15 protein-coding genes are annotated in these 14,285 nt (G+C 52.8%); 11 read left to right on the forward strand and 4 right to left on the reverse strand.

Going from position 1 to position 14,285, the window contains the following annotated elements; all coding sequences use genetic code 11:
• On the forward strand, positions 1 to 394 hold a 394-nt coding region (locus tag ABYK60_RS14470; protein ID WP_372872729.1), incomplete at its 5' end, for a hypothetical protein.
• Positions 395 to 494: 100 nt separating this feature from the next.
• Here ABYK60_RS14470 and ABYK60_RS14475 read toward each other — a convergent pair.
• Positions 495 to 962 carry a glycine zipper 2TM domain-containing protein gene (locus tag ABYK60_RS14475; protein WP_372872730.1) on the reverse strand — a complete coding sequence of 156 codons (468 nt, stop codon included), beginning with the start codon at positions 960 to 962 and terminating at the stop codon, positions 495 to 497.
• Positions 963 to 1,013: 51 nt separating this feature from the next.
• Here ABYK60_RS14475 and aat point away from each other — a divergent pair, with 51 nt between their 5' ends.
• The 3 genes from aat (at position 1,014) to infA (ending at position 2,757) form a co-directional block, all read left to right on the forward strand.
• Complete coding sequence (gene aat, locus ABYK60_RS14480; protein WP_372872731.1) at positions 1,014 to 1,724, forward strand: leucyl/phenylalanyl-tRNA--protein transferase; 711 nt, start codon at positions 1,014 to 1,016, stop codon at positions 1,722 to 1,724.
• Positions 1,714 to 2,427 (forward strand): arginyltransferase, encoded by a 714-nt coding sequence (locus ABYK60_RS14485; RefSeq protein WP_372872732.1) that lies wholly within the window; start codon positions 1,714 to 1,716, stop codon positions 2,425 to 2,427. Before aat ends, ABYK60_RS14485 begins: the two co-directional genes overlap by 11 nt.
• A 111-nt stretch (positions 2,428 to 2,538) precedes the next feature.
• Positions 2,539 to 2,757, forward strand: a complete 219-nt coding sequence (gene infA, locus ABYK60_RS14490; RefSeq protein WP_006081934.1) for a translation initiation factor IF-1 — start codon at positions 2,539 to 2,541, stop codon at positions 2,755 to 2,757.
• 58 nt (positions 2,758 to 2,815) lie between these two features.
• Here infA and clpA read toward each other — a convergent pair whose 3' ends face one another.
• Both clpA and clpS read right to left on the reverse strand, forming a co-directional pair.
• Complete coding sequence (gene clpA, locus ABYK60_RS14495) at positions 2,816 to 5,077, reverse strand: ATP-dependent Clp protease ATP-binding subunit ClpA (protein ID WP_372872733.1); 2,262 nt, start codon at positions 5,075 to 5,077, stop codon at positions 2,816 to 2,818.
• Between the two features lie 42 nt (positions 5,078 to 5,119).
• Positions 5,120 to 5,428, reverse strand: coding sequence for an ATP-dependent Clp protease adapter ClpS (gene clpS / locus ABYK60_RS14500; RefSeq protein WP_372872734.1), 309 nt, complete (start codon positions 5,426 to 5,428; stop codon positions 5,120 to 5,122).
• 204 nt (positions 5,429 to 5,632) lie between these two features.
• Between clpS and cspD the strand changes: the two genes are divergently transcribed.
• Positions 5,633 to 5,839: a cold shock domain-containing protein CspD gene (gene cspD, locus ABYK60_RS14505; RefSeq protein WP_372872735.1), complete on the forward strand. Its 207-nt coding sequence runs from the start codon at positions 5,633 to 5,635 to the stop codon at positions 5,837 to 5,839.
• Positions 5,840 to 5,973: 134 nt separating this feature from the next.
• On the opposite strand, the gene ABYK60_RS14510 is transcribed toward cspD, so the two are convergent.
• Positions 5,974 to 8,199, reverse strand: coding sequence for an NADP-dependent isocitrate dehydrogenase (locus ABYK60_RS14510; RefSeq protein WP_372872736.1), 2,226 nt, complete (start codon positions 8,197 to 8,199; stop codon positions 5,974 to 5,976).
• Between the two features lie 270 nt (positions 8,200 to 8,469).
• On the opposite strand from ABYK60_RS14510, the gene ABYK60_RS14515 reads away from it, so the two are divergent.
• The 6 genes from ABYK60_RS14515 to ABYK60_RS14540 all read left to right on the forward strand — a co-directional run bounded on the left by ABYK60_RS14515 (position 8,470) and on the right by ABYK60_RS14540 (position 14,280).
• The gene (locus ABYK60_RS14515; protein ID WP_372872737.1) at positions 8,470 to 9,291 is read left to right on the forward strand and encodes an rRNA large subunit pseudouridine synthase E; all 822 of its coding nucleotides are present in this window, start codon (positions 8,470 to 8,472) and stop codon (positions 9,289 to 9,291) included.
• A gap of 9 nt (positions 9,292 to 9,300) precedes the next feature.
• Positions 9,301 to 9,774 (forward strand): NUDIX hydrolase, encoded by a 474-nt coding sequence (locus tag ABYK60_RS14520; protein ID WP_372872738.1) that lies wholly within the window; start codon positions 9,301 to 9,303, stop codon positions 9,772 to 9,774.
• A gap of 181 nt (positions 9,775 to 9,955) precedes the next feature.
• Entirely contained in the window at positions 9,956 to 11,089 is a 1,134-nt protein-coding gene (gene mnmA, locus ABYK60_RS14525; protein WP_372872739.1) for a tRNA 2-thiouridine(34) synthase MnmA, read from the forward strand.
• Between the two features lie 3 nt (positions 11,090 to 11,092).
• Complete coding sequence (hflD, locus tag ABYK60_RS14530; protein ID WP_372872740.1) at positions 11,093 to 11,707, forward strand: high frequency lysogenization protein HflD; 615 nt, start codon at positions 11,093 to 11,095, stop codon at positions 11,705 to 11,707.
• A 33-nt stretch (positions 11,708 to 11,740) separates the two neighbouring features.
• Positions 11,741 to 13,111: an adenylosuccinate lyase gene (gene purB / locus ABYK60_RS14535; protein ID WP_372872741.1), complete on the forward strand. Its 1,371-nt coding sequence runs from the start codon at positions 11,741 to 11,743 to the stop codon at positions 13,109 to 13,111.
• A gap of 50 nt (positions 13,112 to 13,161) precedes the next feature.
• On the forward strand, positions 13,162 to 14,280 hold the full coding sequence (locus ABYK60_RS14540) for a JmjC domain-containing protein (protein ID WP_372872742.1): 1,119 nt from the start codon (positions 13,162 to 13,164) through the stop codon (positions 14,278 to 14,280).
• Positions 14,281 to 14,285: the final 5 nt, after the last annotated feature.

Consider the following 14,285-nt stretch of genomic DNA (forward strand, 5'->3'; position numbering starts at 1 on the left):
AACAGGTTATATCAATATGTCTAACATGACCAAAGAAGAGGTGATCTCAGCCTTGGAGGCCGCGCTGGAGAAAGCCGAAGGCCGTAAGGTAAGCATTGAACAGAAAGGAAGCTGGTTCAAAATTGATGGTGGCAAATCCCTGCGTTTCGCTGAGCTGGAAGCCATGCTGGCTGAGCACAGCGGCAGAAGTGCAAAGAGTGCCCCCAAGGCCGCCAAACCGGCAACGGCAGCAAAGGCCGAACCTAAGGCAAAAGCCGAGCCCAAAGCCAAGGCGGCTCCCAAAGCCGCAGCCAAGCCAACTGCCAACACCGGCAAGGGTGGCCTGCTGCCAAAAGACCTCTGGAAACAGCAACTGCTGGCCAAAGGCAATACTCTGCCCCGCGGCGTGAAGTAACGGCGCAGACATAAGCACGGCCCAACTGCGGCCAAGCGTGCAGCAAAAAGCCCGGCAACGCCGGGCTTTTGTGTAATTATCGCACAAGCGAGTTGCAGGCTTACATCGCCTTATCCACTCTGACCATGCCCTGAAGATACACGACTCTCACTTCGTCACCGGCCTGCAGTGGCATGCGGGAGTCTTCGTCCTGCAAAATCATGATTTGGGTATCGTCTTCCTGCCTTATCATCAATTCAATCAAATGCAGCTGGCGATAATAGTCGCCACCGGCGCGATTGGCCATTGCGCCCCCCACCAAAGCGCCCAAAACGGTAGCCACGTCCTGACCACTGCCACCACCGAATTGATGGCCTATTACGCCGCCCAGTAAGGCACCGCCGAAAGTGCGCCAGCCACTGTGTCTGTCTTCTACCAACTCTTGTTGTGTCACTCGTCGAACCGAGACAAGTTCACCGTAAAGTACTTTTTCGACGGGCATCGCCTGATTGCGCTCATAGGCAGCACTCAGATTGGCTGAAAAACACGCAGTCAACAGCATCAGGCAACAGAGGGCAGGTTTCCACATATTCCAATTTCCGCTACTTTATAAAGATGGACTTCTTGATAGTACGCCTTTGTGAACGGCCTGTCTTTTATTGATGATGAGCACATGCGGTTCCCCTCACCGGAACTCGCGTTAAGCGATCCCAATGGTCTGCTTGCCATTGGCGGGTCCTTGCATCCCAACCGCCTAAGGGCGGCCTATTATGATGGTATTTTTCCCTGGTTTAATGCTGAGGATCCGATTTTATGGTGGTCACCCGACCCCAGGGCCATCTTTGTCCCTGGTGAAATGATTGTAAGCCGCAGTCTAAAAAAGAGTTTACGAAAACTGCCTTGGCGAATAACCCTTAATCAGGCGTTCGCCGATGTCATGGCCGGTTGTGCCCAGCCCCGCAACAAGCAGAAAGAGACCTGGATAACTCAGGAAATACAACTCGCCTACCTTGAGATGCATAGTCAAGGTTATGCTCATTCGCTTGAAGTCTGGTTGGAAAATCGTCTGGTTGGCGGGCTTTACGGCATGGCTGTTGGTCAGGTTTTCTGCGGCGAGTCGATGTTTCACCGTGAGACCGATGCCTCCAAAATAGCCATGCTGGCACTGCATCGACATCTTCAGCGCAGCGGCTATCAGCTGCTCGACGCCCAGGTGATGAACCCTCACCTTGGGAGTCTTGGCGCAAAGGAAGTAAGCCGCAGCACATTTTTAACGCTGCTTAAGCTCTATCGCGATGAAACTGTAGACGAGACTTGCTGGCATGCTCGGGAGGTGACTATTGGCGAGTAGTACCCATGTCAGTGTTGGCATAAGCCAACAGTTTCCTTGCAGCTACCTTGCTGATAAAAAAGAACAGTTACTCATTATTCAGGAAAGTTTTCTCGATCCGCTTTTATTCGAGCGCCTGCTGCAACTCGGGTTCCGTCGCAGCGGTGACTCCATTTATAAGCCACGCTGCCCAAGTTGTAATGCCTGCATGCCACTGAGAGTGCCGGTAGACACCTTCATTCCATCCCGAAAGCAAAAGCGTACATTGTCGAAAAACCGCGATCTGACGGTGCACTGGGTCGAGGAAAGCCTGGAAGAACATTATCAATTGTACGAAAAATACATCAAACTTCGGCATTTTGATGGCCCCATGTATCCACCAAGCCGTAGCCAGTACGATCACTTTGTGAGGTGTGACTGGGCACCACCTGCATTTCTGGAACTGAGACTCTCTGGTCGACTGATTGCCGTTGCTGTTACCGACATTTTACCCTCCAGCCTGTCAGCAATTTACAGCTTTTTCGACCCTGAATATGACCAGCGGTCGCTGGGTTGCCAACTTATCCTCACCCAACTTTCGCAGGCTAAATCCCTAGGAAAGTCATTCGTTTACCTGGGATATCAGATAGATGAAAATCGCAAAATGCGCTATAAGCGCCTCTACCGCCCATACCAGATTCTCACAGCGTCTGGTTGGGAGTGTGACACTAATCCTCCGAGCTGAAAAAACTGAGCTTGCAGCCGTCGTATCCCTGCACGCCCCTTTACACACACGGTAATTTACGGCATGATACGCCCGTTTTTCTTATTTGAAGGCTAATGGGACACTTATTTAATGGCGAAAGAAGACAACATTGAGATGCAGGGCACCATCCTGGAGACTCTGCCTAACACAATGTTTCGCGTAGAGCTCGAGAATGGTCACGTGGTAATCGCCCACATCTCCGGCAAAATGCGCAAAAACTACATCCGAATTCTGACTGGCGACAAAGTAACCGTTCAGTTGACCCCTTATGATCTCACCAAGGGTCGTATTGTCTTCCGCGCCCGCTGATATAAAGCTTTCAAATAAAAACCCGGCTAAGCCGGGTTTTTTGTTTGCTTAAAAAAGCCTATGTCACTTTTTCCAGCTTCTCAACTGAGATAACAATCTCTCCGTCATTCGCATCAACATGGGCTATGCCCCCATGTTCAAGGTCACCAAACAAGATTTCATCGGCCAACGGTCTTTTAATCAAGTCCTTAACAACTCTCGCCATTGGCCTTGCCCCCATCGACTTGTCGTAGCCTTTTTCAGCTAGCAGCGTTCTGGCTTCATCACTTACCATCAGCGTAACCCGCTTGGCATCCAGCTGCGCCTGAAGTTCGGTAAGGAACTTGTCCACGACTTTAGCAATAATGGTCAAATCCAGGTGGTTGAACCAAATAATGGAGTCAAGGCGGTTTCGGAACTCAGGAGAAAATACACGATTGATTTCCGACATGGCATCGTGACTGTGATCCTGTTGCTTGAAGCCGATAGATTTGCGAACCGTTTCCTGAACACCCGCATTGGTTGTCATCACCAGAGTCACGTGGCGGAAATCGGCTTTACGACCATTATTGTCTGTGAGGGTACCATGATCCATCACCTGCAAAAGTAAGTTATAGACATCCGGATGCGCCTTCTCGATTTCATCGAGCAACACCACACAATGCGGTTGTTTGATGACCGCATCAGTCAATAACCCGCCCTGATCATATCCGACATACCCCGGAGGAGCACCTATCAACCGGGAGACAGTATGGGCTTCCATGTACTCTGACATATCAAATCGCACCAGTTTAAGCCCCAAACATTTGGCTAACTGATTAGTCACTTCCGTTTTGCCCACACCAGTAGGACCGGCAAACAGGAAACTGCCAACGGGCTTATTCTCAGCGCCAAGGCCACTTCGTGACAGACGGATAGCAGCGCTGAGGCCCTCAATGGCTTTGTCCTGACCGAATACCACCATCTTTAAGTTACGCTCAAGATTCTTAAGCATTTCTTTGTCAGAGGTGGATACAGACTTCTCAGGAATACGGGCAATCTTGGCAATAATTGCTTCAATGTCCGGCTGACCGATTGTCTTCCTGCGCTTACTTGACGGCAGCATCGCCATGCGTGCTCCGGCTTCGTCAATAACATCAATGGCCTTATCGGGCAGATGCCGATCGTTAATGTGCTTGGCACTCAGCTCAGCTGCGCTGGCGAGCGCAGCCTGGGTGTATCGCACACCGTGGTACTCTTCGTACTTACTCTTAAGGCCCATCAAAATCTTGGTGGTTTCGGCCACCGATGGCTCATTTATGTCCACCTTCTGGAAGCGGCGCGCAAGCGCCCTGTCCTTCTCGAAAATACTCTGGTATTCCTGGAAGGTGGTAGAGCCCATACAACGCAGCGTACCGCTTGAAAGCAGTGGCTTAAGCAGGTTGGAGGCATCCATCACCCCACCGGAAGCTGCACCGGCACCAATAATGGTATGGATTTCATCTATGAACAGAATTGCATGCTTGTCCGCAGTCAGCTCTTTAAGCAAATTTTTAAATCGCTTTTCAAAATCACCACGGTATTTGGTACCTGCCAGCAAGGCGCCCAGATCCAGTGAGTACACCGTAGCATCACGCATCACCTCAGGCACTTCATCGTTAACGATGCGGTAGGCCAGTCCTTCGGCTATCGCCGTTTTGCCTACACCGGCCTCCCCCACAAGCAATGGGTTATTTTTACGTCGACGACACAGTATTTGTATTGAACGCTCGATTTCATGCTCACGGCCAATCAAGGGGTCAATAATTCCTTGAGCTGCCATCAAATTAAGATTAGCTGTAAACTGCGACAGCATACTGCGCTGCTCTTCTGCCTGCTCGGATTGATCTTCAATTCGTTCCTGCTCGGTTTCCGAGGGAGCATCTTCCCGCTTAGAAAATCCGTGAGAAATATAGTTAACCACATCAAGGCGAGTCACATCACAACGACGTAACAGATAAACGGCCTGAGATTCCTGCTCGCTGAAAATAGCCACCAACACATTGGCACCGGTGACTTCATTGCGGCCGGAAGATTGGACATGAAATACCGCCCGTTGCAATACCCGCTGGAATCCCAGAGTTGGCTGGGTTTCGCGGTCATCATCAGGGTCGGTGATAACAGGTGTGGTTTGAGAAATAAAAGTTGCGACGTCTTCCCTGAGTCTATCAATATCAGCGCCACAGGCAACCAGGGCATCCTGAGCCGACGGGTTATCAATGAGCGCCAGCAACAAATGCTCTACGGTCATATATTCGTGACGGGCATCCCTTGCCTGCTGAAACGCGAGATTTAACGTCACTTCAAGATCTTTGTTCAGCATAAACACCCCCTAAAACTGTCGCTAAAGCAAAAAACATAAGGCTTAAGCTTTCTCCAGAGAACACAGTAACGGATGTTGGTTTTGCCTGGCAAATTGATTCACCTGCGCCACCTTGGTTTCGGCAATACCGAACGGGAAAACACCACATATAGCTTTCCCCTGATGATGGATCTGCAACATTATCTCTGTTGCCTGATATTCATTCATCTTAAAGAACAGCTGAAGTACTTCAACCACAAAATCCATGGGGGTGTAATCGTCATTATTCAGGATCACCTTATACATGGACGGTGGCATAAGTTCAGTGTCAGCCCGCTCGGCTACACGTTCAACATTTCCTGCTTTTGCCATATAGCAATATTAGCCTCTCAATTGCGGTGCACCAACTGGCCTGACCAATTGATATCACTTGATTAAGCAGATGTTGCCTCTTTGTTAATTTTAGCTTGACATCCGCTTTTACTGCTTTCATTCTGTTCAACGAACGGAGTTAGGAACCCGTTTATTTGGTTTTACTATCTTACTGGGAAGTAGACAACAGAAGGAAGTGGAAGTATGGCAAGCGGAACTGTTAAATGGTTCAACAACGCCAAAGGATTCGGGTTTATTTGCCCTGATGAAGGTGGTGAGGATGTATTTGCCCACTATTCAACTATCGAAATGGAAGGCTATCGAACTCTAAAAGCAGGCCAACCAGTCCAGTTCGAAGTTGAGCAAGGTCCAAAGGGGATGCACGCTTCAGCGATTACTCTTGCCCGCTAATCTAGTCGGGCAGTAGTACCAAAAAGGCAGGGATGAGTCCCTGCCTTTTTCTTTTATATCCTTGCTTCTGCCAATCATTTTTAAGCCAATAAAAAGGAGAGCCGAGGCTCTCCTTTTTCAACCGCTGACTATTCTCAGTGGCTCATCAGACCATTTAAGGTGGCACTCGGACGCATTACTGCGCTTGCTTTGGCAAAGTCAGGACGGTAGTAACCACCAAGATCCACACTGTTCCCCTGCACACCAATCAGCTCGGCCAGAATGGTCTCTTCGTTGGCAACCAGGCCTTCGGCCAGTTTACCGAAGTGAGCGGCAAGCTCAGCATCGGCAGTTTGGGCAGCCAGCGCCTGGGCCCAGTACATAGCCAGGTAGAAGTGGCTGCCACGGTTGTCGATTTGACCAACCCGGCGTGCTGGCGACTTGTTTTCATCCAGGAACTTACCGATAGCAGTATCCAGGGTATCAGCCAGCACCTGCGCCTTGGCCACACCTGCGGTCTGAGCCAGATGCTCGAAAGATGCAGCCAGTGCCAGGAACTCACCCAGTGAATCCCAACGCAGGTAGTTTTCACTCTGAACCTGCTCAACGTGCTTGGGCGCGCTGCCACCAGCACCGGTTTCAAACAGGCCACCACCGTTCATCAGCGGCACGATAGACAGCATCTTGGCACTGGTTCCCAGCTCAAGGATTGGGAACAGGTCAGTCAGGTAATCACGCAGCACGTTACCGGTTACGGAGATGGTGTCTTTGCCATCTTTCATGCGCGCCAGTGAGAACTTAGTCGCATCCACAGGCGACATGATATGAATTTCCAGACCTGAGGTGTCATGCTGTGGCAGGTAGGCTTCCACTTTCTTAATCAGCTCAGCATCGTGGGCACGGTTCTTGTCCAGCCAGAATACCGCTGGCGTCTCAGACAGGCGGGCACGACGTACGGCCAGTTTCACCCAATCCTGGATTGGGGCATCTTTCACCTGACACATACGGAAGATGTCACCGACTTCCACCTTGTGGCTCATCAGCTCAGTGCCGGCGGCGTTAACCACGGTGACCACACCGTCTTCGGCTATTTCAAAGGTCTTGTCGTGGCTGCCGTACTCTTCGGCTTTTTGTGCCATCAGGCCCACGTTAGGTATGGTACCCATGGTACGTGGGTCGAAAGCACCATGTTCTTTACAGAAGTTGATGGTGGCATCGTACACGCCGGCGTAGCAGCGATCCGGGATGATAAACTTGGTGTCTTTAAGCTGACCGTCCGGGCCCCACATCTGGCCTGAGGAGCGGATAGCGGCAGGCATGGAGGCGTCGATGATGATGTCGCTTGGTACGTGCAGGTTGGTGATACCCTTGTCAGAGTTCACCATGGCCATGGCAGGACGCTCGCCGTACACGGCCTGGATATCGGCTTCAATGGCGGCGCGCTCGGCTTCCGGCAGCGCCTGAATTTTGGCAACCACGTCACCGAAACCGTTGTTTACATCCACTCCCAGACGCTCGAAGGTCTCGGCATGCTTGGCAAACAGCGGCTTGAAGAAAGCTTTAACGGCGTGGCCGAACATGATGGGGTCAGACACCTTCATCATGGTGGCTTTGAGGTGCAGCGACAGCAGCACGTCTTCAGCCTTGGCCGCGTCGATTTCGCGCTCAAAGAAAGCTACCAGGGCGTTTTTGCTCATCACGGCTGAATCGATGATTTCACCGGCTTGCAGCTTAAGACCTGATTTCAGAACGGTTTCAACACCGGCTTTGCTGGTGTGCACTATGCTGACGCTATCGGCATCGGCCAATGTCACAGACTGCTCAGATCCGTAAAAATCACCTGCTTCCATATGAGACACGTGAGACTTGGAGTCGCTGGCCCATTTGCCCATGGAGTGTGGGTTCTTACGGGCGTAATTTTTCACTGACAGCGGCGCACGGCGGTCGGAGTTACCTTCACGCAGCACAGGGTTTACTGCACTGCCTTTGATCTTGTCGTAACGGGCCTTGATTGACTTCTCTTCGTCAGTCTTTGGCTCTTCAGGGTAGTTGGGGATGTCGTAACCCTGAGCCTGCAGCTCTTTAATACAGGCTTTAAGCTGCGGAATAGAGGCCGAAATGTTTGGCAGCTTGATAATGTTGGCTTCTGGCTTGGTGGCCAGCTCGCCCAGTTCAGCCAGGTGATCGCCAATGCGCTGGGCATCGGTCAGCTTCTCAGGAAAAATCGCAATAACACGGCCAGACAGGGAGATATCGCGGGTTTCGATCTTCACCCCGGCAGGTTCGGCAAATGTCTGAAGGATAGGCAGCAGTGACAGGGTAGCGAGTGCTGGAGCCTCATCGGTTTCAGTGTAAATAATCGTTGGGGAATTATCTTTCATTTTGCTTCCTACGTGATTGTAAAATTTAAAGATTTATAGTTTTTATTCGATATGCACGGCAAGCAGCGTGAAGCGCTGATTTCACCGTTCGGTAACCTGTCGTCCTGTGGCTACCGCAAAGCCGGTTTGCCGATAGCGGCATGGATCACATTTTGATGGCCGACATCATAGAGCATTCAGCCCAATATTCAAATTCCACTTAGGGCGAACAGGGGTTACCCTATACCTTGGTAACTGTACAGTTTGAGCTACAAAGGAAATTAACACGCCGTGTCGTCTTCTTCCCGCGCCAATAAACCTTCAGCCAATCGCCCTGCCCGCAGCCCATCAAATCGGCAAGCACCGGGCGAGAAAAAAGGGCTTGCAAACAAAAGTAGCCAGCAGACAGATGCGAAAATCCGCAAACCCTTTACAGGCAAAGGGTTCGGCAGTAGCAAACATCGGTCAGAGAAAACAGCTGAACGGCCAGGCGTCAAGGCTGCACCGCGTAAGCCCACGATCACTCAGGTAGTGCTGTTCAATAAGCCCTTCGATGTGTTGTGCCAGTTCACCGACGAAGCCGGCAGGCAAACCCTGAAGGACTTTATTCCCCTGCCCGGCGTCTACGCCGCAGGCCGGCTCGACAGAGACAGCGAAGGCCTGTTGCTGCTCACCAACGATGGCCAGCTGCAATCCCGTCTTACCGAGCCGAAAAAACAAACCTATAAAACCTATTGGGTGCAGGTCGAAGGCATTCCCGATGAAACGGTGCTGGATAAACTGCGTGAGGGTGTTGAGCTAAAAGACGGCCCTACCCTGCCAGCCAGGGTGCGCCGTATCGATGCGCCTCAGATATGGCCGCGCAATCCGCCGGTGCGGGAGCGAAAAAGCATTCCGGACTGCTGGCTCGAAATTCAGATTTGCGAAGGTCGCAACCGCCAGGTTCGGCGCATGACGGCCCATATTGGCTATCCCACATTAAGGCTGGTGCGCGCCGCTATCGGTGAAATAAGCCTTGGACATCTTGGCAGCGGCGAGTACCGGGAGCTTAGCCTGGATGAAATACGCCGTCTCGGCGCCGGTCTTGGCCTGAAACGCGAATTTCACCCGTAAGGAAGCCCGATGGAGCGCTACAAACCCAATGTCACCGTGGCCTGCATAGTCCACTGCCAGGGCAAATTCCTGATGGTGGAAGAAATCATCGACGGCAGATCTGTGTTTAACCAACCGGCAGGTCACCTTGAAGCGGCGGAGTCGCTGATTGATGCCTGCAAGCGCGAACTGTGGGAAGAAACCGGTATCAGCGCCGAGCCGAGGCGCCTCGTGGGCATTTATCAGTTCAGCGCCAGTGCCGAGCTTGCGTTTTTGCGCTTCACCTTTGTCTGTGAACTCGATGACTTAGTGCAAAGTGCACCACAGGATGCGGCTATCCATGCCCTGCACTGGCTTACTCATGCAGAGATTAACGACAGCAGCCGCTACCTTCGAAGCCCGCTGGTCAGCCGCTGTATCGACGACTACCTGGCTGGCAAAGGTGCAGAACTCAGCATCCTCGACAGCGAACTTCTTTCCATAGCCGCTAGTGGCAATCCGTGATAGAATACGCCCCCGAAAAAACGCCGCAGTTTCAATGCCGAACAGATAAACAACAGACGCTGAGCCAAGCATTGTTTAGCCATTGTTTTATCTGTATTTTGCCTGCAATTTGCTTACGCTTATTTGCAGCACGGGGCAAACACCGCGGTGACTGGTTACTCGAAAGGATCATTTTCAACGTATGACGTCAACAACAGCTTCTTCCGCTGAAATCGCCGCCAACAGCGGCAAAAAAGTCATTGTCGGCATGTCCGGCGGTGTGGACTCTTCTGTCTCTGCGTACCTTTTGAAACAACAGGGGTATCAGGTTGAAGGCCTGTTCATGAAAAACTGGGAAGAAGACGACACCGACGAATACTGCGCCGCCGCTGAAGATCTGAAAGATGCTCAGGCCGTGTGCGACAAGCTCGGCATCAAGCTGCATACAGTGAACTTTGCCGCCGAGTATTGGGATAACGTGTTCGAGTACTTCCTCGCCGAATACAAGGCCGGCCGTACCCCGAATCCCGACATCATGTGCAACAAGGAAATCAAATTCAAAGCCTTCCTTGAGTTTGCCGATGACATCCTCGATGCCGATTACATCGCCATGGGCCACTATGTGCGCCGCCGCGACACAGACGGTAAAACCGAAATGCTGCGCGGCATCGATGGCAACAAAGATCAAAGCTACTTCCTGTACACCTTAAGCCACGAGCAGGTTGCCCGCAGCCTGTTCCCGGTTGGCGAACTGGAAAAGCCGGAAGTGCGCCGTATCGCCGAAGAGCAAGGTCTTATCACCCACGATAAGAAAGACTCCACCGGCATCTGCTTTATTGGTGAGCGTAAGTTCAAAGACTTCCTCGCTACCTACCTGCCCGCCCAGCCAGGCAACATCGAAACGCCTGAAGGCGACATCATTGGCCGTCACGAAGGCCTGATGTATCACACCCTCGGCCAGCGTAAAGGCTTAGGGATTGGCGGCATGAAAAATTCAAACGACGACCCCTGGTATGTGGTCGACAAAGACATGGCCCGCAACGTACTGGTGGTGGCCCAGGGCCACGAGCACCCAAGGCTGATGTCCAAAGGCATGCGTGTTAACCAGCTGCACTGGGTTGACCTTAAGGGCCCGGCAGATGGCGCAATCATCAGCGTGAAGACCCGTTATCGCCAGCAGGACATCCCCTGCACGGTGAAGATTATCGACGAGCAGACTATTGAAGTGCTGTTCAATGAGCCGGTGGCCGCTGTAACCCCGGGGCAGTCGGCGGTGTTTTATGACGCTGAAGTCTGCCTTGGCGGCGGCATCATTGACAGCCTGATTAAGGACTGAGCCATGAGCCAAATGCAAACGCGCACCATGGCCTTTGCCGGTATGTTGCAGGCGCTCGCCCAGGTTCAATACATCGCCCGCCATGGTGACAGCGACACTGATGCCATGGCCGCCAGCTTAAATACCATTCTGGTGACCAGCCCCGAGCAGCCTGAAGACGTTTATGCCGATAAGGTGCAGCTTCAGGTGGGTTACAAGTGGATTTTGAATCAGCTTGGCGACGGCGAAAGCAAAGACGTCGAGATGACCCGCTATCTGGTGGGACTCCTGGCGCTCGAGCGCAAACTGTCCCGCAGTAATGCCGCCCTTGGCATGCTGTCTGAGCGCATCAACCAAATTCATCGCCAGCTCAACCATTTTGCCATCACCGATGAGCAAGTAGTTGCCAATCTGGCCAGTATTTACAGCGATATCATCAGTAACCTTGGCCCCAAGTTGCAGATCACCGGTAACCCAAATGTTCTGCAGCGGCCGCTGGTGCAGCAGAAGATCCGTGCCCTGCTGCTGGCTGCCATGCGCAGCGCCGTACTGTGGCGCCAGCTGGGCGGCAAGCGCCGTCATCTGGTGTTTGCCCGCAAGGCCATCGTAGATACCGCCAAGAAAAATCTTACCCTATAAACAAATAAAGCCATTCCATTAAGGAGCTTAACAATGGATCTTTCCGCACTGACAGCTATCTCTCCGGTCGACGGCCGCTATGGCAGCAAGGCCGCCGAACTGCGCGGGATCTTCAGCGAGTTTGGTCTCACCAAGTACCGTGTTCAGGTTGAAATCAACTGGCTCAAGCTGTTGTCCAGCTGCCCAGAAATAGAAGAAGTGCCTCCTTTCAGCGAAGAAGCGCTGGCACTGCTGGACGGCATCAAAGATAACTTCAGCGTAACCGACGCCGAGCGCGTAAAGACCATCGAAGCCACCACCAACCACGACGTAAAAGCGGTTGAGTACTTCATCAAAGAAAAAATTGCCCAAAGTGCCGAACTGAGCGCCGTGGGTGAATTCGTTCACTTTGCCTGTACCTCAGAAGACATCAACAACCTGTCCCACGGCCTGATGCTTAAAGAAGCCCGTGAGCAGGTACTGGTGCCTTACTGCCAGAGAGTGCTGGATGCCATCAAGGCTCTGGCCAAGACCTACAAGAGCGTGCCCATGATGTCACGCACCCACGGTCAGCCAGCTTCTCCTACCACTCTGGGTAAGGAAATGGCCAACGTGGCCGTGCGTCTTGAGCGTCAACTGAACCAGATCAAGGCCGTGGAAATCCTCGGTAAAATCAATGGCGCCGTGGGTAACTACAACGCCCACCTGTCAGCCTATCCAGAAGTGAACTGGCATGCACTGTCTCAGCGTTTTGTCACCAGCCTGGGCCTGAACTGGAACCCTTACACCACCCAAATCGAGCCGCACGACTACATTGCCGAGCTGTTTGATGCCGTGGCCCGTTTCAACACCATAATGATTGACTTCGACCGTGACATCTGGGGTTACATTGCCCTGGGTCACTTCAAGCAGAAGACCATCGCCGGTGAAATCGGTTCATCCACCATGCCGCACAAGGTAAACCCAATCGACTTCGAAAACTCCGAAGGCAACCTGGGTATCGCCAATGCACTGATGCAGCACCTGGCCTCTAAACTGCCGGTTTCCCGCTGGCAGCGCGACCTGACCGACTCCACAGTGCTGCGCACCCTGGGCGTGGGTATTGCCCACAGCTTGATTGCCTATCAGGCTACCCTCAAGGGCATCAGCAAGCTGGAAGTGAATGAAGCGAGCCTCGCCGGTGAACTCGACAGCAACTGGGAAGTACTGGCTGAGCCAGTGCAAACCGTGATGCGCCGTTACGGCATCGAAAAGCCATACGAGAAGCTCAAAGAGCTGACCCGTGGCAAGCGTATCGATGGCCCTCAGCTGGCTGCCTTTATCGATGGTCTGGAGCTGCCCGAGCCTGTGAAGGCCGAGCTGAAGCTGATGACCCCGGCCAGCTACATTGGCCGCGCCGAAGCCTTCGTGGACGACCTTATCTAATCCACTAATGGAGAGGCGGCAAGGGAAACCAAGCCGCCTTTTTTAACACTATGTATAAGCTCAATCTCGATATTCAATCATTCCTCGCCAACGACTGGCAGCAAGCCCCCAAGGTCTATAAGGGTGCCTTCCCTGAATTTGCCGATCCCATTGCCGCCGACGAGCTTGCAGGCCTTGCCTGTGAAGAAGAAGTCTCAAGCCGGGTCGTGGTCACCAAGGGTGAAGACTGGGACGTTATCTCCGGCCCATTCGAAGACTACGACCAGTTCGGCGAGCAAGGCTGGCAGCTCTTGGTACAGGCCGTAAACCACTGGTACCCGGACGCACAGCCCTTGGTAGAAGCCTTCCGCTTCCTGCCGGACTGGCGCTTCGATGATTTGATGGTGTCATTCGCTACTCCCAGGGGCGGCGTGGGACCACACATCGACAACTACGATGTGTTCATCATTCAGGGTGAAGGCCGTCGCCGCTGGACCGTTGGGCCAAAAGGCAACTACAGCCGCCGTGGTGGTAACCCTACCTCGATGCTGATTGAAGATTTTGAGCCCATTATCGATGTGGTGCTGGAAAAGGGCGATGTGCTCTATATTCCGCCGGGCTTCCCCCATCAGGGCGAAACCCTGACCCTGGCGCTGTCTTACTCCATGGGCTTTCGCGCCCCCAGCCAGCAGGAGCTTGCAGGGCAAATCGCCGATCAACTGATGGATGAAGATAAGGGGCACAAACGCTTTATTGCCGCCGAGGGTGCCGCCAGCAAAGGCCTGGTTAGCGTCTCCGAGCAGCAGGGCATTATGCAGCTTATTCGAGAGCTGTGTGACGATGGCGATACTGTCGCCAAGCTGCTGGGTAAGCTTCTTAGCCAAAACCGCTTCGATCTGGATATTCAGGAAGACGAGTCCATGGATGAGGCCGAGCTGCAGGCCGCGCTGGATGAAGGCGCCCTGCTCAGCCGCATTGGCGGGCTCAAGGTGCTCAGGATGGAAGGCGACAGTAAGCCAAGACTCTTTATCGCCGGTGAAGGCTATGTGATTGCCGACGCCACTGACGAGGAGCTGGTTCAGGTTGCGGATGATGTGACAGTCAGTGCTGACATAGCCCTTCAACCCCATTGGCAGGGCTTTTTTGCCGATATGCTGAAGAAAGGCTATTTCTATCTGGCCGAGGCCTGACAGCA

Origin of the sequence: Shewanella sp. (assembly GCF_041630135.1) — a bacterium.
Lineage (GTDB): Bacteria > Pseudomonadota > Gammaproteobacteria > Enterobacterales > Shewanellaceae > Shewanella.